Genomic DNA, 19,360 nt, shown 5'->3' on the forward strand with positions numbered 1-19,360 from the left:
TCTCGTAAATTCGGGCAAACCATTTATTTTAACTAAATTTGAGGATAATAAAATTTAAAAAATGAAAAACTATATTTTAAGCCTTTTGGGTGCAGCGGTAATGATTTCATGTGGAGCGACAGGAGGTTCTTCGTCTAAAGTTGGAAAAGAGCAGGCTTCAATTGCCAATACAAAATGGGTTTTGGCTGATAAAGTAAAAGGAACTGTACCAACTTTGAATATTGAAGGTAATAAAATTAACGGAAGCAGCGGTTGCAACAAATATTTCGGAACAATTGCAATGGATTCTCATTCAAGAACATTTACACCTTCTGGAGTAGGTTCTACAAGAATGGCTTGTGAAAATATGACGGTTGAAACCAATTATTTAGGCGCTTTGCAGAAAGTAAATAAATATGTTGTTACCGATTCTACTTTAGAATTATACCAAGACGGATTATTGCTTTTGAAATTCAATAAAGCGCAATAATTCATTTAATAAAATATACAAAAACCTGATCGAACGATCAGGTTTTTTTGTTATTCTGTGGCAAAAGTTTCACGTTCTCCTTCTTCTTTTTTGCCTTCTTCAATCATTTCTTCGGCTTCGGCTTTTTCTTCGGCATTTGCGGTATCAATTCTTTCTTTTTGATTGGTATTATGGAAGTCTATTGAAAATTTACAATACACCGGAAGATGATCTGAGCCAAAATTTTCAAGCGTTTTGAAATTATCAATAAAAATTTCTTCACTGTGAAACATCAAATCAATAGGAAATCTAAACAGTTTATATTTCGCATGAAAAGTAGAAACAAAAGCATGACCCACTCGAGGGTCAATCAACTCACTTGTTTTTCTGAAAAGAATGGAAGATTTAGACCAAGCAACATTATTAAAATCGCCTACAACAATAACAGGTTTTTGTAATTCTTGTACTCTTTTTGCCGTACTCAGAAGGTCGCCGTCTCTTTCTTTAGAAGTTTCTTCTTCAGTAGGACTTGGAGGTGGGGGATGAACTCCAAAAAATACAAACTCAAAACCGTCATTTGTTTTCAAATGTGCCTCAATACTGGGAATATCATCTGCTACAAAAAAATGTGTGGTAGATTTTGTGATTTCTAATTTTGAATAAAAATGCATTCCGTACGTATTTTCGAGCGTTACTTTATGCTGAAAAGGATATTCTTTTTCTAAAACTTTCAAAGCATTTTCCCAACCCGAATTGCTTTCCATGGTGAGAAAAATATCTGGTTTACCTTTGTGTACTAATTCTATAAACCGCTGATGATTTTTATTAAACTGGTACACATTTGCCGAAATAAATTCTAAAGAATCTGAAGCTTTATTTGAAGGTTGATGTTTTTTGATAGGATAAAGCGGAGTGTATTTTACAAGAACAGCTCCATGAAAAATAAGACATAAAGCAAGTAACGCTTGTGAAATTTCCCAAGTTAAATTTTTCTCAAGAAAAAATCCGAAAAGGAAAACAAGAAAAGCGATAACGAAAACCTGTATTTTACCAAAATCAGGAACCCTGAAAACCCAATGAGAACTAGGAATTTTCGGTAATACTGAAAATAATACAATTAAAACCGTTAAAACAAAGTAAATTTCCCACATAGCATTTCAATCAATGATTATTAATTAGACAGGGAAAAGAATGCCAAAAGCTAGAAAAAGCCAAAAAAAACCGCCCAAAAATGAGCGGTTTTTATATTTTACCAGATTTTTATTCTTTCTTCTGGTGTTTTGTATAATTTATCTCCTTTTTTCAAGTCGAATGCTTTGTAGAATGCATCAACATTGATAAGCGGACCAAAACTTCTGAAATAACCAGGAGAATGCGGGTCTGTTTTCACTTGGTTAATCATATATTTTTCGCTTGATAAAGTTCTCCAAACCGTTGCCCAGCTCATGAAGAATCTTTGGTCTTGTGTATAACCGCTGATTGTTCCTGGGTTTCCTTTATCTTTTAAATACATTTGTAAAGCATCGTAAGCGATATTTACACCACCCAAATCGGCGATATTTTCACCATTGGTGAATGTTCCGTTTACGAAAGTTCCTTTTACAGGTTCGTATTTATCGTATTGAGCAGCCAAAGATTTTGTTGCTTTTTCGAAGTTGGCTTTGTCTTCCGGAGTCCACCAATCTACTAAGTTTCCGTCTGCATCAAACTGCGCTCCAGAATCGTCGAAACCGTGGCTCATTTCGTGCCCGATTACCGCACCAATTCCACCAAAGTTTACAGCAGCATCTGCGTGAGGATTAAAGAAAGGCGGCTGAAGAATTGCAGCAGGGAAAACGATTTCGTTGTTTACAGGGTTGTAATATGCGTTTACTGTTTGCGGCGTCATTCCCCATTCAGTTTTGTCTACTGGTTTACCGATTTTTGCCAATTCTCTGCTGTATTGCCACTCCCCGATATTTTGAAGGTTTTTGTATAATGTTCCACCTTTAGCTTCAGAAGTAATTACCAGTTTTGAGTAGTCTTTCCATTTGTCTGGATAAGCTACTTTTACCGTGAATTTATTAAGTTTTTGAAGTGCTTTTTCTTTGGTTGTAGAAGACATCCAAGATAAACCGTTGATGTGTACAACGAAGCTTTTCTTTAGATAATCAATCAATTCTACCATTTGAGCTTTTGCTTCCGCCGGGAAATATTTTTCAACATATAATTTTCCGAAAGCTTCACCAAGAGAACCGTTAATCAGCTCATAACCTCTTTTGTTTAAAGCTCTTTGCTCTTGTTGGCCTCTTAGATATTTTCCATAAAAAGCAAACTTCATATCTCCTAATTTTTCGCTTAGGTAAGATGCGTTTCCGCTAATCATGTGGAATTTCAAATAATCTTTAATTACAGAAAGATTTTTTTCGTTCACCAATTGGTCGAAGTTTTTGTAATATCCTAGTTCACCGATAATTACTCTGTCTGTATTTACCCCAACTTTTTTAAGATAAGCAGGAATGTCTACATTTTTTACCAAAGTTTTCAGTTCAGCCATTGTTTTTGGATTGTACTGAAGTGTATTATCACGGCTTTGTTCGTTGGTTAATAACGTTTTAGCGATGCTTTTTTCATACTCTACGATACCTTTTGCTGCAGCATCTGCATTAGTATATCCTAATTCTTTCAACATCGAAGCTACGTATTTCTGATATTCAGCAATAGCTTCTGTATTTTTCGCATCTACTTTTTGATAATAATCTCTTCCTAAACCTAAAGAAGCGTCACCAAGGTAAACCGCATTCATGTTAGAGTCTTTTAGGTCTGAATAAACGCCCCATCCGTAGAAATTATTTTCTCCTTCTTTCGTTACAGAAACTAAATAATTCTGAAGGTCGGTAAGGTTTTTAATTTTATCGATTTTGCTGATGTTTTCTTGAATTGGCTTGATTCCATCGGCATTTCTCTTCGTCATATTCATGTACGTTGCGTACAAATCCTGAATTTTTTTACCCTCGCTTCCTTCAGCAAATTTATCTTTTAGAAGAGAGTTCAAAATCGTCATTGAATTGTTGTCGGTATCATCTGCCAATTTGTTGAAACTTCCCCAAGTTGGTTTATCTGAAGGTATTTTAGCAGTTTTCATCCAACTTCCGTTTACAAAGTTGTAGAAATCGTCTTGCGGACGAACGCTTTTATCCATATAGTTAATTTCCAGACCTTTTTCAGTTGCTGCTTTTTGTGCTTGTACAGCAAAAGTTCCGGCCAAAAGAACTAAAGATAGTGTTAGTTTTTTCATTTTTTATATAATTTGTACAATATGTCTGTTATGATTTTTATTTGTTACGTAAATACGTAATTATTGTTAAATATTATTCTGAAATTAATACTGATACCAAATCTTGAATGACTTTCTGAGCTGCAAAGTGCATAAAATCTACACGCTCCAAATGGGGCATAAAAAGTTTTGAATTAAAAGACTTTTCTCCAATTCTGATAGAATAGTGCACCAAACCGATGTCTTTGCCGTCTTCGCCTTTTCCGGGACCAGCAACTCCAGTGGTAGAAAGCGAAATATCTGTTTTGAATAAAGCTTGACAACCTTTTGCCATTTCTTCGGCAACTTCTTCGCTTACCACCGTAAATTCTTCCACAGTTTCTTTTTTAACCTTTAAAATATCGATTTTTTTCTGAGTTTCGTAAGGAACAATTCCGCCCAAAAAGTATTGCGAACTTCCGGGTGTAGAAGTAATCATCTTTGCCAATTCGCCTCCTGTACAGCTTTCTGCAGTAGAAATCGTAAGATTTCGGTCGATTAAAATTTCCGCTAAAATTTTCTCAATTTTATCTTCAGAAGTTGCAATTACATTGTCTTTTATTAAAGGTAAAAGGTTCTGAATTTCTTCTTCAAGCTGTTGTTGAAGCAGGTTTTCATCATTTCCACTTGCGGTAATTCTTAGTTTTACTCTAGTTCCGACAGGAAGGTAAGAAAGAGATAGGTTTTCAGGTAAAGCCAATTCCCAGTTTTCAATTATGTCTGCTAAAATACTTTCTGGAATTCCTACCACAGAAACAATTCTGGTGGAAAGATAATTTAGGTTAAATTTTTCCTGTAAAAAAGGAACAATTTGGTCTTTTATCAAAGGTTTTACTTCGTAAGGAACGCCGGGAAGACTAAAGAGTATTTTACCATTTTCTTCCATCATCATACAAGGCGCTGTTCCAAAATGGTTTTGAAAAACTCTAGATTTCGTTGGTACAAAAGCCTGTTCGCGGTTTCTTTCGAGAATTTCTATTCTGCCTCGTTTTTCCATATAGGCTTTCAAATGTTCGAAAGTAGCTTCATCTAAAGCAATTTCATCATTAAAAAATTCAGCAATAGCTTTCTTTGTTTTGTCGTCTCTTGTAGGACCTAAACCTCCCGTTGTAATAAGTAAATCACCAAGTTCTAAGGCAGATTTAATGGTGGTTTTAATGGTTTCAATTTCATCTGAAATGGTAAAAATCTGTACGACTTTTATCCCGATATTTTTAAGCTCTGTTGCTATAAAATTAGAATTGGTATCGACGGTATTTCCTGATAAAATTTCGTCTCCAATAGTGATAAGAACTGCGTTTTGCATACTGTAATTTCCAAAAAAATAGGTTATACAAATGAAGTGAAAATAGGTTGGAACCGCAAACTCCATCGATTTTTTCTATTTTTGGAGCGTAAAAACTAGAATTTATAAATAATATGACTTTATACGACAACGCAGCATGGCATTTAGGTGAAGATTTTCCTAAAGATGTGCCCGAAACCAACGCTGCAACACATTTTGGAATGTTCCTGAACTGGTGTATTGAAAATAATTTGCATTCAGACGATTTAAAAAATCAGTTTTCTCATGAAATTGAAGCTCTTTTGAAACGCGACATTACCGGCGCTGAATTTATCCTCAATTTTTTAGATGGAAAATTCAATAGTGAAGAGCTCAACGACCTTGGAAATGCGTTTGCCGCCGATTATTTTGTAGACGAAACCAAGTTTACCAATTTACACGATTCATTTGCGAATGATTATGTGAATATTTTTGATGCTAAAGCTGAAGAATCCGACTTTCAATACGATACTTTTTATCACATTGAAGACAATTTTGAAAACTACGGTTTGATGAAACAAGCGATTGATTTCCGTTTTCAGGAATGGAAGGAGTTTTTGAAAGAGTAGGTTGAGGTTGAGGTTGAGGTTGAGGTTGAGGTTGAGGTTGAGGTTGAGGTCGCGCAAAAAAACATTTGCTAAAAGCTATAAGCCAATAGCGGTTAAGAAAAAATTTTCAAAAATTGCTCTTTAAAACTGCCTGAAATTTCAATTTCGGTTTCATCGGAAAGTGTTGCAGTTCCGCTTTTGTGGTAAGATTTTACAAAATTTGAATTGATAATATGAGAACGATGAACGCGCACAAAAGGCTGTTCCAATAAGTCATCAAAATGCTTTAAAAACCGACAAACCATTTTTTTTGAACCGTCTGTAAGATAAACCTGCGTAAAGTTTCCATCGGCTTGAAGCCTCATAATATCTTCCGTTTTTACCACATCAAAACCTTGTAAAGTGGGAAGAATTAACTGTTGTTTTTCAGGTTTTAGTTTTAAATTTTCGAGAAGAATTTTATTTCGGTTCAGTTCTTCTTTTTTTTCTAAACTTTCCGCGGCTTTATTCACCGCCAAAATCAATTCCTGAATATCAATAGGTTTTAAAATATAATAACTTGCAGATTTATTCAACGCTTGCAAAGAATATTGTGAAAATGCTGTAATAAAAATGGTTTCGTAAGAGAAATCTTTAGTTGCTTCCAAGACATCAAAAGCGTTCCCGAAAGGCATTTCAACATCCAAAAAAACCAATTGTGGTTGCTTTTCAGCAATCAAAGGAACGGCTTCTTTGATATTTTCTGCTTCGCCCAAAACTTCAACTTGCGGACAATATTTTGTGAGATAACTTCTGAGAACTTCTCTTGCAATATGCTCGTCGTCTACGATTACAGCTTTTATTTTCATTCTGGAAGATTTAAGATTTAATTTTAAAGATGAAAAAAATTAATGAATCAATTTGTAAATTATTTCAACAAAAACACCTTGAGAATCGGGCTTATCAGTGATTTTACATTCGATATTTTGCTTGTATAAATCATTCAGTAGAGCAATTCTTTCTAAAGTATTTTTCATACCACGACCTTTTCGGGTTTTCTGATGTTCAGTTTTTTGTTTTTTGCTTTCCTCGATGCCGATTCCGTTGTCTTCGATGGTAATTTTCAGATTTTCTGATGATTTTTCGAATTTTAATTGTAAAAAACCTTTCGTTGTTCGGTATCTCAAGCCATGCCAAACTGCATTTTCGAGAAAAGGCTGAACCAACATTCCCGGAACTTTCAGACTTTGAGTGTTTAAACTTTCATCCACTTCAATTTCGTAATCAAATTTATCTGCAAAACGAGTTTTTTCTAATGCTAAATAATTTTGAAGCAAATCTAATTCTTGCTGAAACGGTATAAAATCGTCCGTAGAATTTTCCATCACGCCACGCATGAGTTTCGAAAATTTAGTTAAATATTGATTGGCTTCCAGTTCATTATTGGTTGCAATGAAATGATTTACAGAGTTTAAACTATTGAAAATAAAATGCGGATTCATCTCACGACGAAGCGATTGTAGCGCAATTTTCTTATTTTTAATCTGAACTTTTTTTAAGGTTCTAAAAATGAAGAAAATCAAACCTATTAAAATAATTAAAGCTCCAATTAAACTGTAATTAAATAGGTTTTTCTTGCGAATAAGCTCGTCTTTCAGCTTTTTTTCCTCTTCCAGTTGCTGGATTTTCTGTTCGGTGTCTTCTAGAATTTTTTCATCGACCAAACTTTTGTCTTTTGAAACCAAATCGGGCAATTTTCCAAGAAAATCACGGTATAAAACGATAGATTCGTCAATGTTTTTAGAAACCTGATACAAACTGTCGAGTCTTTTTACACTTTTCTGGGCTTCCAAAGTATGACCTTTTTCGAGAGCAATTCCGTAAGATTTTTTTAATAAATTGATGGCTTCTTTCGGGTCGTCTTTTTTAATGTAAATATCCGCCAACTCTTGAATTTGTTCAACTTCTTTTTTAGAATTTTCCTTTATGAAATCTTCTTTCAGTACATTCTTTTTTAACTCGATGGCTTTGTCGAAGTTTTTATTTTCAACATATAAATCTGCCAATTTTTGGTTGATGGCTAAAGCCTGTTGTGGAGCTTCTTGTTTAGATATTTTATAAGCATTGTTCAGGTTTTCTTCGGCTTTTGGAAGGTTTTTTTCTTCAATATTTATTTCTGCCATTTGGCTGTAACCTGCGGCTAAATCTTCTTTGTTTTGCGTTTTTTCGCTGATGTCGAGATTACTTCTAATCACTTCCGCCTTTTCATTTATGGAAGGCGAAGAAACTCTCATTGCATCGTTTGAATTTACAGCTCTACTGTTTTTTGAATACCCAATTTTAGACGCATTTTGATAATTGGAAGCGGCTGCTTTTAGTTTTTTTTGGCTTTCTTGGGATTGCGCGAGTTTTCGGGTAACTTTTTCGAGATTTTTTTTGTCGTTTAATTTTTCATAAATCGTTTTCGATTTCAAAAAATATTCTTCGCTTTTGGCAAAATTTCTGTTTTTGTAATAGGTTTCGCCAATGTTGTAGTACGAGTTGGCTTCTGCAGATTCATCTTCTAAATCGACCGCCTTTTTTAGTTTTTTAGATTCCGAAACAACTTCTTCCGCAACTTTACTGCTTTGAGAATACAGAAAATTCCCAAAAAATAAAATGAATGCGACTGAAAAAAGAGGTTTGAAATTCATAAAACAAAGATATACATATAATTGATGTGCCAAAAAAGTTTCACCAAGTGAAAGCTGGGATTCACCAAGTCTTAAAAAAATGGGTTTTAATTCTGGATAATTTTACTGTAGAACTTTAAATAATAAACAATGCGACACTTTATTTTAACCTTACTATTTTCTTTTTCTTGCTTGAATGCGCAAGAAATTAAAAAGGAAATTGAGGTGAAACAAGCAACCGTTTTTCTAAGAGGTGCAAAAGTTTTTGGAAGCACAAACGTAAATCTGCAAAAAGGTAAAAACACAGTGAAAATCATTAATCTTCCTAATGATTTGGATGAAAATACATATAAAATTAATTTAGAAAAAAACACCACACTTTTATCTATTACTCCGCAAAGTAATTTTTTGAAAAATGATGAGTTTTCTGTAAATGAGAAAAAATTGAATGACGAAAGAAAAAAACTTCAAAGAGAGGTAAATCTTTTGGATATTCAAATCAATAATTTGAACGGAGAAAAAAATATTATTAATGATAACTTAAAGGTTTCTACCAACGACAAAGCAACTCCTCAAGACCAACTTATAAAACTTACAGAGTTTTATAGAAAACGAATGCTGGAAATTGATAATCAGGTTTATATTTTAGATGAGAAAAAAGCAGATTGTGTAGAAAGTATTGCGAAGATTGATAAGCAATTTACAGAAGAACAAACGCAGAAAAATACCAACAGAAAAGAGCTGATTCTTGAGATTTTTGCTGAAAATGAAACAAACCTGAATCTTGGAGTGAGCTATATTGTTTCAAATGCAGGTTGGGTTCCGTCGTATGATTTGCGTGCAGTTTCTACGAAAAAACCTCTTGAAATTGTTTATAAGGGAAAAGTTTATCAAAAAACAGGTCAAGATTGGAACAATGTAAAACTTTTTGTTTCTACATACAGACCTTCTTACAACCAAAACCGCCCGATTTTATCGCCACTTTATGTTGCAGAATATGCTGCATTTAATAATGATGAAGCAAAAATGGGGTACATGAAAAAAGATAAAGCAGAGCTTTCTAATTCTTATCAAATGCGTGAAGAAGTTGCTTCGGTAAGCCAAATTCCTGTGGCGACAGTTTCAGATAATCAAATGAATATTTTGTATGAACTGAATTATAATCAAACGATTTTGAGCCAAGAAAAGGAGCAATATGTAATTTTAGATAAGAAAAGTGTAGAATCTACCTATAAATATCATGTCGTTCCAAAATTGAACAACCAAGTTTTTCTGATGGCTTTTGTGAAAAACTGGCAAAATCTAAATCTGATTTCTGGCGAAGCAAATATTTATTTTGAGGATAATTACATTGGGAAAACCAATATTACAAGCAATTATGTAAAAGATGAATTTCTAATTTCTTTAGGAGTTGACGAAAGAATTGTGGTGAAGAGAATTAAAATTGAAGATAAAACATCAGATAAATCTTTAAGTTCTAATCGATTGATTACTGAATCTTACGATATAAATATAAGAAACAACGCGAAAGAAAATATTGAACTTGAAATTTTAGACCAATTGCCAATCAGTCAAAATCAAAAAATTACGGTAAAAACGCTCAATATTGGAGATGGTGATTTTGATGAAAAAACAGGAAGTATTCTTTGGAACAGAAAAATTTCTAGCGGTGCATCTGAAAAAATCAATTTCTCTTATGAATTGAAATATCCAAAAGACATGCAAATTCAGTATTACAGTCGATAGATGCGGAAATCGGAGATTCGGAATCCGAGATTCAAGATTCAAAATTTAAGATTTAAGATTGATTTCGAACATTGGAATATTTTACCATAAACGTAAGCCGCAAATCCCGTAACTCGTAACCTGAACCTCGTAACAAAATGGAACAATCATCAAAAAAATATATTATGAATACGTTAAAATTAATGACAGTGAGCCTTAGTGTTTTTGCATTTTTAAGCGCAGAAAAAGCTCCCGGAAATCGTTGCAGCAAAAGTAACAACGAAAGACAAGTGGTAGAAAGCAATGTTTCTCTGAAACCTAATGAAGTTTCAAAAGAAAATAAAATTCAGGTGGCTTTGCTTTTAGATACTTCGAATAGTATGGATGGTTTAATAGACCAGGCAAAATCCAGACTTTGGAATATTGTAAACACATTATCGACCTTAAAATACAACGGAAAAACACCTCAAATTGAAATTGCTCTCTACGAATACGGAAACGATGGTTTGAAAGACGAAAATTTTATTCGACAAGTGACTCCACTTACGCAAGATTTAGATTTGGTTTCAGAAAAACTGTTTGCTTTGCGTACCAATGGCGGAAATGAATATTGTGGCGCCGTTATTCGTGATGCGTCTACGAATTTGAATTGGGATGGCAACGAAAGCAGTATGAAACTCATTTACATTGCCGGAAACGAACCTTTCGACCAAGGAAGAATTAACTATAAACAAACGGTTGCCGATGCGAAAAAGAAAAATATTTATACCAACACTATTTTTTGTGGTGGAAGAGAAGAGGGAATTCAAACTTTTTGGCAAAACGGAGCGGTTTTAGGCGATGGAAAATATTTCAATATTGATAGCAATCAGAAAGTAATTTATATTGAAACACCTTTCGATAAAAGAATTTATGAATGCAATGGTTTGCTGAACGACACCTATATAGGCTACGGAAGTAAAGGCTATGAGAAAAAAGCAATGCAATTACAACAGGATGCGAATGCAGAATCGGTTTCGGTGTCGAATAAAGTAGAAAGAGCGGTTTCGAAATCCAAAAAATCTGCTTACAATAATGCGACATGGGATTTGGTAGACCGTGCAGAAAAAGACAAAAATTATATTTCGACCATTAAAGATGAAGAACTTCCTTCAGAATTGAAAGGAAAAAGCAAAGAAGAAATCCAGAAAATTGTGACTAAAAAAACGGAAGACAGAGCAAAAATTCAAAATGAAATTGAAGTTTTGTCTAAAAATCGTCAAAATTATATTGATGCTGAAATGAAGAAAAAAGGCAATTCAGAAAGCGATGATTTAGGAAAAGCGATTGAAAAATCTATTGCAGAAATTGCAAAAAAGAATGGATATTCTTTCTAATTTTCTTAATATTTCTCGAAATGACGGTTTGTTAAAAAATAGGGTGAAGTTTTGTTTATAACACATTATATTTTAATTTCAGGATCGGCGGCGAAGCCGCCGATCCTGAAATTTTGATAAGAATTAAAAATTTTAAAATATGGTAAGAAAACAATTAATCGTGCTTAACCCAAATAAGTTGATCGGTTTGAAAACCAAGCTTTTGAGCTTTTTCTAAAAAACGAAGCTTTATACTTTCTGGTATTTCTGGGGTTCTCGAGAGAATCCACATATATTTTACACTATTTCCCACCACCAATGCGTGTTGGTAATTCTCATCAATATCAATCACGTTATAACCTGCCCAAATCGGTTTAAAGAAAGAAACTTTTAGTCTTGCTTCATTCTTTGAGTTCACAAATTTTGCTTCACCAATAGATTCTTTCCATTCTTTTTTTACGTAATCAAAACCACGATTTTGTACGCGTATATTTCCTTTTTCATTTAAAGAATAGGTTGCAGTAACGTGATCCATATTTTTTTCAAATTTATAATCGAATCTTGCAATTTCGTACCATTTTCCCAAATATTTATCGGAATTAAAATTTTTTACAGCAACTGCATTTTCAGGAATTCCAACTGAACATGATTTTAGAATAAGTAGGCTTAAAATACCTGCTGCAACAGGAAGTACAATTTTTTGGTAAGCTTTCATTTCGTGTGTAATATATGGTAGAAAAATATGCAAAAATGATGCCTTTGAAAAACTGTTTTTCGATTCTTTTCGAAATCTAATCTACTTTTATATTAATTTTTATCGATTCTACAATTTTTCAAGAATTTTGGTTAGTTTTAAAATAAATTAATGACATGAAAAAAATTATCCTCTTGTTTTTTGGTTTACTTTTAATTAATTGTAAAAAAGAAGTTATTAATGAAACTCTGAATGATGAAAAGGCTTCTCAAAAACCTCAAGGAATTTTTTATGGTAAAACTTTTTTTGAATTTGATGAAGTTGACTATTATAAGAGCGATATCGATGAAGGTGAGTATGGCGATCAATATGATAGTGCCCAAAATTCCAAAATAGATAAATTGAAATTTGATATTGTTTTTGGCGATGTTCCTGAAAGTATTAATGATACAACATTTATCAAATCAATGAAAAAAATTGGATATGAAAAAAAGAAAATTGATTCGAAAGATCTTGCCGAATTTAATAAAATATTTGCGGAAAAAACTGCAATTGAAGGGGTTACCGCCGCATGTATTCCCGTTTTTCGAGATGTTTTAGTTTTTAAAAACAAAGGCAAAGTGAGCGGTGTTGCTAAAATTTGTTTTTCATGCCATCAGTATGAAATTGTTGGAAACTTAGGAAGTATTGAGAGTTTCGGGTCAGATAATGATTACGAAAGTTTGGGTGTACTTTTGGATAAATACAACTAAAAAAGACTGCTTTTCGGCAGTCTTTTTCCTATATTTTGAATGGAATTAAGCGATTACTCGTACCATTGCTTTTACTTTTACCAGTTTTTCCATTAATTCTTCTCTGGAATCTGCCAAAACATTAATGTGTCCCATTTTTCTTCCGGGTTTGGTTTCTGTTTTTCCGTAAAGATGAACGTAGGTTTTTGGAAGTTTTAAAACGTCTTCCATTCCTTCGTAAATTACTTTCCCTGAAAAACCTTCTGCTCCCACCAAATTCAGCATTCCGCTGAAAGTAAAGGTGTCTGTATCGGCTAATGGAAGATTTTTTACCACACGATACATTTGCTCAAACTGAGAATTGGCGTTTCCTTCTTGGCTTTGATGTCCTGAATTGTGAAGTCTTGGCGCAGTTTCGTTTACCCAAATTTTACCTTCTTTATCTAAAAATAATTCAATGGCAAAAAGTCCTGGAGAATGTACCGCATTTAAAAATTTCTCGGTAATCGAATTGATTTGATTTTGAATGTCTTCACTCAAAAATACCGGACAAATATTAAAGTCTAAAAGATTTAATTTCGGGTCTGCAACCATTTCTGTTACCGGGAAAGTTTGTGTATCTCCGTTTTCGTTTTTGGCAACAATTACAGAAAGTTCTTTGTCTATATCAACCAATTTTTCTAAAACTGAATCGGCAACCCAAAGATTTTTCATGTCTTCTTCGGTACGAATTACCTGTACACCTTTTCCGTCGTAACCTCCTGTATTCATTTTTTGAACGAAAGGTAAAGGCATCGTAATTTCATCAGAACTTCCGTCCATCACCTCAAAATAAGGACTCGGAATGTCATTCGCCTGATAAAACTGTTTCTGAAGAATTTTCTGCTGAATCGTTTTAATAATTTTAGCATTAGGAACCACTTTTATCCCTTGGTTTTCTAGCTCTTGAAGCGCATCTGCGTTTACGTGCTCAATTTCAATGGTTACCACGTCTTTGTCTTTTCCGAAGTTTAAAACGGTTTCGTAATCATTAAAATTGCCCTGTGTAAAATAAGAGATATTGTGGCAAGGCGCATCCGAAGCTGGGTCTAAAGTATAAAACTCGTCGTCGTACTTTAGCGCTTCCTGAATAAGCATTCTTCCTAATTGTCCGCCTCCTAAAATTCCGATTTTCATTTTTATTATTTTATTTCGTATTTATTTTTAATTAGATAATTTGTTTGTGCTTTGCACTTTATTTTTTTAAATTTTATCGATTTTTAAATATCCGACTTTTGTGAAATTGGTTTGTAATTCTGTATCAGATTTCGTCAATAGAATCGAAAATTTTTCTTTCATTGATGATGGTAAAATATCATTTACGTTGAAGATGTCATCAATATCAACACCGTGTTTATCATCAATGTGACTCACAGCTCCTTCAAACCCCATCGTTTTATAAAATTCGGTTTGCTTTGCTTTTTTTACCACTTCTGCCAAAGATTTTCCTACCATGAGATGTTGCTCGTGAAATTCTTCAAAATGCCCTGTTTTGTATCCTCCTAGATTAATAAAATACAATTGATTTTCTGAGCTTTTCTCTGTTTTGTCAGCAATTTTCACCTCAAAACCATCTACAAATTTTACTTCCTGGTAACAATCGATATGAATTTTTCCTTCTGCTTCTTTCCAGAACTCTTTCATTGCAGGAACTAGCTCTTGAAGGTTCTCCGCAATACCAAAAAACACATCGTGCTGTTCAATATTTCTGCCTTTTGGAGTGGCTCCCAAAATAATATAGAATAATTTTAGATTGGTTTTCATAGCTGCAAAAATACGTCAAATTTATCTTTAAATAAACGTTTGGCAGACAAGCGCAATAGTTTTATATTTGTAGCATGTCAGAAATTATTATTCTCTTCCTTGGTGCAATATCGGCGGGGCTTCTTGGTTCCTTAACCGGTTTAGGAGGAGGTGTTATCATTATTCCTTTATTAACACTGGGTTTTGGCGTTCCCATGCATTACGCAATTGGAGCTTCTCTTATTTCTGTAATTGGTACTTCTTCGGGAGCGGCAGTTGCATTTGTGAAAGAAGGTTTTACCAACATGAGAATCGGAATGTTCCTTGAAATTGCAACTACAGCAGGCGCAATTGTAGGTGCTTTGGTTTCCGGAATGTTGAATCCGAACACCATTGGGATTATTTTTGCCAGTATTCTTTTGCTTACAGTAATTTTAAATTTAAAAGGTAAACCAGACCATCAAGAACCAAGAATTAAAGGTTCTTTGGAAGATAAACTAAAACTGTACGGAACTTTCCCAGATAAAGGGGTATTGAAAAGCTATTCAGCGAGAAATACAGTTCCTGGATTTTTTATGATGATGTTTGCAGGAGCAATGTCTGGTCTTTTGGGGATTGGTTCTGGAGCGTTAAAGGTTTTAGCGATGGATAATATGATGAGATTACCATTTAAAGTATCTACTACAACAAGTAATTTTATGATTGGTGTAACGGCTGTTGCGTCTTCATTAATTTATTTTCAGCGTGGGGAGATTATTCCGGTAATTGTAGCGCCGGTTTTAGTGGGTGTTGTTGTGGGAAGTTTTATTGGCTCTAAAACTTTAATGGTATCAAAAACAAAAAAACTGAAAACGTTTTTTGCGATAGTAATTACAGTTCTATCAATTTATATGATGTACAACGGTTTAAGCAGTAATTTCAAATGAGAAAGACTTTTACAGACGTCGATTTGAACCGTTCCGTAGGAAATCTTCTTCGTTTAGGCGTCGTTTTAGCGGTTACCACTTCTATTATTGGTTTTGTGAAGCTTTTCCTTGAAGGATTCAAAATGCCAAGAAAATACACCATGCTCAATATGGGGACTTCTTCTGAGAAGGTTTGGGGACATTTCTGGGAAACCCTTTGCAAAGGCGAAGGAATGGCAATTATCCAACTCGGAATTCTGATGCTTATTTTCACGCCTTTAATGAGAATTATCTTTGCATTAATCGGTTATTTGAAAGAAAAAGATTATACTTACGTAATTATTTCTTCAATTGTTTTAGCGATTATGGCCATCAGCTTTTTCACGGGTTATGCGCACTAAGGTTTGATATTTTAAATTTGATATTTGAGATTGAACGTCAATTCTTTTTTAAGTGAAACGGCTTTGCGAAACAAAAGTACCATCATTTAAAATAAACTTTGGGCACTCTGTATTCAAAAGCTACTCCTCATAAAACTCAATCGGCAAACCATCTGGGTCTTGTATAAAGAAAAACTCTTTTTCGGTGAATTCATCAATTCTGATGCCTTCGCAAACCAAGCCTTTTTCAATGAGTTCAATACGTTTATCTGTAACATTTCTTACGGAAAAAGCAAGATGTCGTAATCCGCAAGATTCTGGTTGTGATGGGCGTTTTGGTGGATTGGGAAACGAAAATAATTCAATCACATAATCGTCGCCAATTCCTAAATCGAGTTTATAAGATTCTCTTTCTTTTCGGTACACTTCACGAAGAATTTTTAAACCTAAAATTTCTGTGTAAAACCTTTTCGAAACTTCATAATCCGAGCAAATAATGGCAATGTGATGTATTTTCATGATTCAAAAGTATAATTTTTGACTGAATTTTGGCGTTTTTAAACAAAAGATTTTGTCGTGATTTCATTTTATGGTTTTCATCTACAATTCCTTATATTTGATACGTTTTTTTAAATCATAAATTAAAGTTTTAATGAAAAAGATAAATATCGCCGTTCTTGCTTTTTCAGGTCTTGTGTACTTGAATTCTTGCGGAACATCAAAAACCACCGCAACAAAACCTGCCGAAACTGTAGAAGTGAAGCCTGTTGTAAAAGAAGAAATAAAAGAAGAAGGTTTAAATTTGGCTTATATGGATAAGTCTGTAAGACCGCAAGACGATTTCTTTAGCTATGTAAACGGAAACTGGGTGAAAACCACTCAAATTCCTTCAGATAAAGCGAGTTGGGGTTCTTTTAATGCCTTGAGAGAAAATGTAGACGATGCTTCACTTGGGATTTTAAACGGAATTCTTAGCGAAAATTATCCTGAAGGTTCAGAAGGTCAGAAAATTCAGAATCTTTATGCAAGTTTTATGGACTTGGATAAGAGAAATAAAGATGGGTTGAAGCCTATTCAAGCAGATTTGGCTAAAATTAATGCAATTAAAAATGTTGACGACCTTCAAAAATATCTTTTAGAAGCTACGAAGTTGGGCGACAATTCTTTCTACGGATGGAGAGTGGGGGCAGACTTGAAGAATTCTAATATGAATGCGGTTTATCTTGGCGGTCCAGACCTTGGTTTAGGGAGAGATTATTATCAAAAAGTAAACGAAGCCAATACCAAAACATTAGAAGAGTATCAAAAATATATTTCAAAATTATTTACGGTTTTAGGCTATAAAAATGCTGAATCTGCGGCAAAAAATGTGGTTGAATTTGAAAAGAAAATGGCAAATCAACTCCTAACATTAGAACAGAATCGTGATGCTAATTTAAGATATAATCCTAAAAATGTTTCCGAACTTCCTGCGCTTGTTAAAAATGTAAATCTTCCAAAATATTTGAAAGATGCAGGTGTAAATACAGATCGTGTGATTATCGGTGAGATGAAGTATTACCAAAATATGGATCAATATCTTACCCAAAAAAATCTTCCTCTATTGAAGGATTATTTAAAGTATCATGTAATTAACGGAAATGCATCTTATCTGGATGAAAATTTGGAACAGATTCGTTTCGATTTTTATTCTAAATTTTTACAGGGGCAGAAAGAGCAACGTCCGATGGACAAAAGAGGTTTGGCTTTTGTGAATTCAGTCTTAGGAGAAGCTTTCGGTAAGGTATATGTTGAAAAATATTTTACTCCAGAATCGAAAGAGCAGATGGAAACATACATCGATTACATTATTAAAGCTTTTGCTCAGCACATCAAAGACAACGATTGGATGTCTCCTGAAACCAAAACAAAAGCACAGGAAAAGTTGTCTAAATTTGCCGTGAAAATTGCTTATCCGGATAAATGGAAAGATTATTCAAAACTGACAATTGAATCTCCAAAGCAAGGTGCATCTCTTTATTCAAACCTACAAAATGTTTCTGCTTGGCAATATTCAAAAAGCCTTGAGAAAGTTGGAAAACCAGTTGATAAAACAGAATGGGGAATGACTCCGCAAACGGTAAATGCTTATTATAGTGGCTCGAATAACGAAATTGTTTTCCCTGCAGCAATTCTTCAGCCGCCGTTTTATAATCCAAAAGCAGATGCTGCTGTAAATTTTGGTGGAATTGGAGCGGTTATTGGTCACGAAATTTCTCATGGTTTTGACGATAGTGGCTCTCGTTTCGACGGAGATGGAAACTTAAATAATTGGTGGTCTGCAGAAGATCGCAAGAATTTTGATGCGAAAGTAGCTCAATTGGCGGCTCAGTACAGTACTTACGAACCTGTAAAAGGAAGTTTTGTAAATGGTAAATTTACGAGCGGTGAAAATATTGGAGATTTGGGAGGTGTTTCTGTTGCGTATGATGCGTTGCAAATGTATTTGCAAGACAGAGGAAATCCAGGGTTAATAAGTGGCTTTACGCAAGATCAGAGATTTTTTATGAGCTGGGCTACAGTTTGGCGTACAAAATCTACCGAACAATATATGATTAATCAGGTGAAAACAGATCCGCATTCTCCTGGAATTTTCAGGGCTTTTGGACCTTTGGTAAATCAAGATTCATTTATAAAAGCATTCAATATTAAAGAAGGAGACAAAATGTATAAAGCTCCTGCTGAAAGAATTAAAATTTGGTAAAACAAAAGACCTGCAACGTAAAATTGCAGGTCTTTTTTTGACTTATTTAATAATATTTTTAAACAGTTTGTTCTGTCGTATATGCTGTAAAAGCTTCTTCCAGACTATCAAATTTTCCTTTAAAATCTTCAATAGCACAGTCTTGAAGAATATTTCCTTTGTGAATCAAAATTACTCTGCTGCATAGAGCTTCCACTTCCTGCATAATGTGAGTCGAAAGAATTACAGTTTTTTTGTTTCCAATTTCTTTAATTACGTTTCGGATTTCAAGAATTTGGTTCGGGTCTAATCCGTTAGTTGGTTCATCCAAAATCAGAAGTTCCGGTTGATGAATAATGGCTTGGGCAAGACCAACTCTTTGTTTGTATCCTTTAGAAAGCTGACCGATTTTCTTAGATTTTTCTGGTGTTAAACCTACGGTTTCAATCACTTCATCTACTCTTGAAGCCTCAATTTTATGAATATTTGCCACAAATTGAAGGTATTCTTTCACGTACATTTCCAAATACAAAGGGTTGTTTTCGGGTAAGAAACCTATGTTTTTTTTGCAATCAATTTCGTTGTCTACAATATTTTTATCATCAAGAAGAATCTCTCCTTGTTCTATTTTTAGAGCCCCTACAATAGATTTCATTAAGGTAGATTTTCCTGCTCCGTTGGGTCCTAAAAGACCAATGATTTCATTTTTTTCAGCACGAATGTTTACGTTATTCAGCGCAACCTGTGTTCCAAAAGTTTTGGTTAAATTATTTATGATTAATGACATCTCTTGATTTTGA

18 protein-coding genes are annotated in these 19,360 nt (G+C 33.9%); 8 read left to right on the forward strand and 10 right to left on the reverse strand.

Annotated features, from left to right (window positions below):
* The first annotated feature begins 61 nt into the window (after window positions 1-61).
* On the forward strand, window positions 62-469 hold the full coding sequence (locus tag AC2A1D_RS04765) for an META domain-containing protein (RefSeq protein ID WP_484042520.1): 408 nt from the start codon (window positions 62-64) through the stop codon (window positions 467-469).
* Window positions 470-519: 50 nt separating this feature from the next.
* Here the strand turns inward: AC2A1D_RS04765 and AC2A1D_RS04770 are convergent, their stop codons facing one another.
* The 3 genes from AC2A1D_RS04770 to AC2A1D_RS04780 all read right to left on the reverse strand — a co-directional run bounded on the left by AC2A1D_RS04770 (window position 520) and on the right by AC2A1D_RS04780 (window position 5,049).
* Entirely contained in the window at window positions 520-1,599 is a 1,080-nt protein-coding gene (locus AC2A1D_RS04770; protein WP_484042521.1) for an endonuclease/exonuclease/phosphatase family protein, read from the reverse strand.
* A 98-nt stretch (window positions 1,600-1,697) separates the two neighbouring features.
* Complete coding sequence (locus AC2A1D_RS04775; protein ID WP_484042522.1) at window positions 1,698-3,725, reverse strand: M13 family metallopeptidase; 2,028 nt, start codon at window positions 3,723-3,725, stop codon at window positions 1,698-1,700.
* Window positions 3,726-3,798: 73 nt separating this feature from the next.
* Entirely contained in the window at window positions 3,799-5,049 is a 1,251-nt protein-coding gene (locus AC2A1D_RS04780) for a CinA family nicotinamide mononucleotide deamidase-related protein (protein ID WP_484042523.1), read from the reverse strand.
* A 113-nt stretch (window positions 5,050-5,162) separates the two neighbouring features.
* On the opposite strand from AC2A1D_RS04780, the gene AC2A1D_RS04785 reads away from it, so the two are divergent.
* Complete coding sequence (locus AC2A1D_RS04785; RefSeq protein WP_484042524.1) at window positions 5,163-5,636, forward strand: DUF7832 domain-containing protein; 474 nt, start codon at window positions 5,163-5,165, stop codon at window positions 5,634-5,636.
* Between the two features lie 92 nt (window positions 5,637-5,728).
* Here the strand turns inward: AC2A1D_RS04785 and AC2A1D_RS04790 are convergent, their stop codons facing one another.
* On the reverse strand, window positions 5,729-6,463 hold the full coding sequence (locus tag AC2A1D_RS04790) for a LytR/AlgR family response regulator transcription factor (protein WP_484042525.1): 735 nt from the start codon (window positions 6,461-6,463) through the stop codon (window positions 5,729-5,731).
* 39 nt (window positions 6,464-6,502) lie between these two features.
* Window positions 6,503-8,287 carry a tetratricopeptide repeat-containing sensor histidine kinase gene (locus AC2A1D_RS04795; protein WP_484042526.1) on the reverse strand — a complete coding sequence of 595 codons (1,785 nt, stop codon included), beginning with the start codon at window positions 8,285-8,287 and terminating at the stop codon, window positions 6,503-6,505.
* Between the two features lie 129 nt (window positions 8,288-8,416).
* Between AC2A1D_RS04795 and AC2A1D_RS04800 the strand changes: the two genes are divergently transcribed.
* Together AC2A1D_RS04800 and AC2A1D_RS04805 are read left to right on the forward strand one after the other, a co-directional pair.
* Window positions 8,417-10,012 (forward strand): DUF4139 domain-containing protein, encoded by a 1,596-nt coding sequence (locus tag AC2A1D_RS04800; RefSeq protein WP_484042527.1) that lies wholly within the window; start codon window positions 8,417-8,419, stop codon window positions 10,010-10,012.
* Between the two features lie 164 nt (window positions 10,013-10,176).
* Entirely contained in the window at window positions 10,177-11,367 is a 1,191-nt protein-coding gene (locus AC2A1D_RS04805) for a VWA domain-containing protein (protein ID WP_484042528.1), read from the forward strand.
* Between the two features lie 154 nt (window positions 11,368-11,521).
* Here the strand turns inward: AC2A1D_RS04805 and AC2A1D_RS04810 are convergent, their stop codons facing one another.
* The gene (locus AC2A1D_RS04810; protein WP_484042529.1) at window positions 11,522-12,061 is read right to left on the reverse strand and encodes a lipocalin family protein; all 540 of its coding nucleotides are present in this window, start codon (window positions 12,059-12,061) and stop codon (window positions 11,522-11,524) included.
* Between the two features lie 155 nt (window positions 12,062-12,216).
* Between AC2A1D_RS04810 and AC2A1D_RS04815 the strand changes: the two genes are divergently transcribed.
* Window positions 12,217-12,792: a hypothetical protein gene (locus AC2A1D_RS04815; RefSeq protein ID WP_484042530.1), complete on the forward strand. Its 576-nt coding sequence runs from the start codon at window positions 12,217-12,219 to the stop codon at window positions 12,790-12,792.
* A gap of 45 nt (window positions 12,793-12,837) precedes the next feature.
* On the opposite strand, the gene AC2A1D_RS04820 is transcribed toward AC2A1D_RS04815, so the two are convergent.
* Together AC2A1D_RS04820 and AC2A1D_RS04825 are read right to left on the reverse strand one after the other, a co-directional pair.
* Window positions 12,838-13,947: a 5-(carboxyamino)imidazole ribonucleotide synthase gene (locus AC2A1D_RS04820; RefSeq protein ID WP_484042531.1), complete on the reverse strand. Its 1,110-nt coding sequence runs from the start codon at window positions 13,945-13,947 to the stop codon at window positions 12,838-12,840.
* 66 nt (window positions 13,948-14,013) lie between these two features.
* Complete coding sequence (locus AC2A1D_RS04825) at window positions 14,014-14,574, reverse strand: DUF1543 domain-containing protein (protein WP_484042532.1); 561 nt, start codon at window positions 14,572-14,574, stop codon at window positions 14,014-14,016.
* Window positions 14,575-14,648: 74 nt separating this feature from the next.
* Between AC2A1D_RS04825 and AC2A1D_RS04830 the strand changes: the two genes are divergently transcribed.
* Window positions 14,649-15,479, forward strand: a complete 831-nt coding sequence (locus AC2A1D_RS04830) for a sulfite exporter TauE/SafE family protein (RefSeq protein ID WP_484042533.1) — start codon at window positions 14,649-14,651, stop codon at window positions 15,477-15,479.
* Complete coding sequence (locus AC2A1D_RS04835; protein WP_484042534.1) at window positions 15,476-15,859, forward strand: DUF1634 domain-containing protein; 384 nt, start codon at window positions 15,476-15,478, stop codon at window positions 15,857-15,859. The genes AC2A1D_RS04830 and AC2A1D_RS04835 overlap by 4 nt, the downstream gene beginning before the upstream one ends.
* A gap of 120 nt (window positions 15,860-15,979) precedes the next feature.
* Here the strand turns inward: AC2A1D_RS04835 and gloA2 are convergent, their stop codons facing one another.
* A complete protein-coding gene (gene gloA2 / locus AC2A1D_RS04840) occupies window positions 15,980-16,357 on the reverse strand; it encodes an SMU1112c/YaeR family gloxylase I-like metalloprotein (protein WP_484042535.1) in 378 nt (125 codons plus the stop codon).
* A gap of 133 nt (window positions 16,358-16,490) precedes the next feature.
* Here gloA2 and AC2A1D_RS04845 point away from each other — a divergent pair, with 133 nt between their 5' ends.
* Window positions 16,491-18,581 carry a M13 family metallopeptidase gene (locus AC2A1D_RS04845; protein ID WP_484042536.1) on the forward strand — a complete coding sequence of 697 codons (2,091 nt, stop codon included), beginning with the start codon at window positions 16,491-16,493 and terminating at the stop codon, window positions 18,579-18,581.
* Between the two features lie 58 nt (window positions 18,582-18,639).
* Here the strand turns inward: AC2A1D_RS04845 and AC2A1D_RS04850 are convergent, their stop codons facing one another.
* A complete protein-coding gene (locus AC2A1D_RS04850) occupies window positions 18,640-19,347 on the reverse strand; it encodes an ATP-binding cassette domain-containing protein (RefSeq protein ID WP_484042537.1) in 708 nt (235 codons plus the stop codon).
* Between the last annotated feature and the right edge of the window lie 13 nt (window positions 19,348-19,360).

It is taken from the genome of Chryseobacterium sp. HNCC26DJ239 (assembly GCF_057180445.1).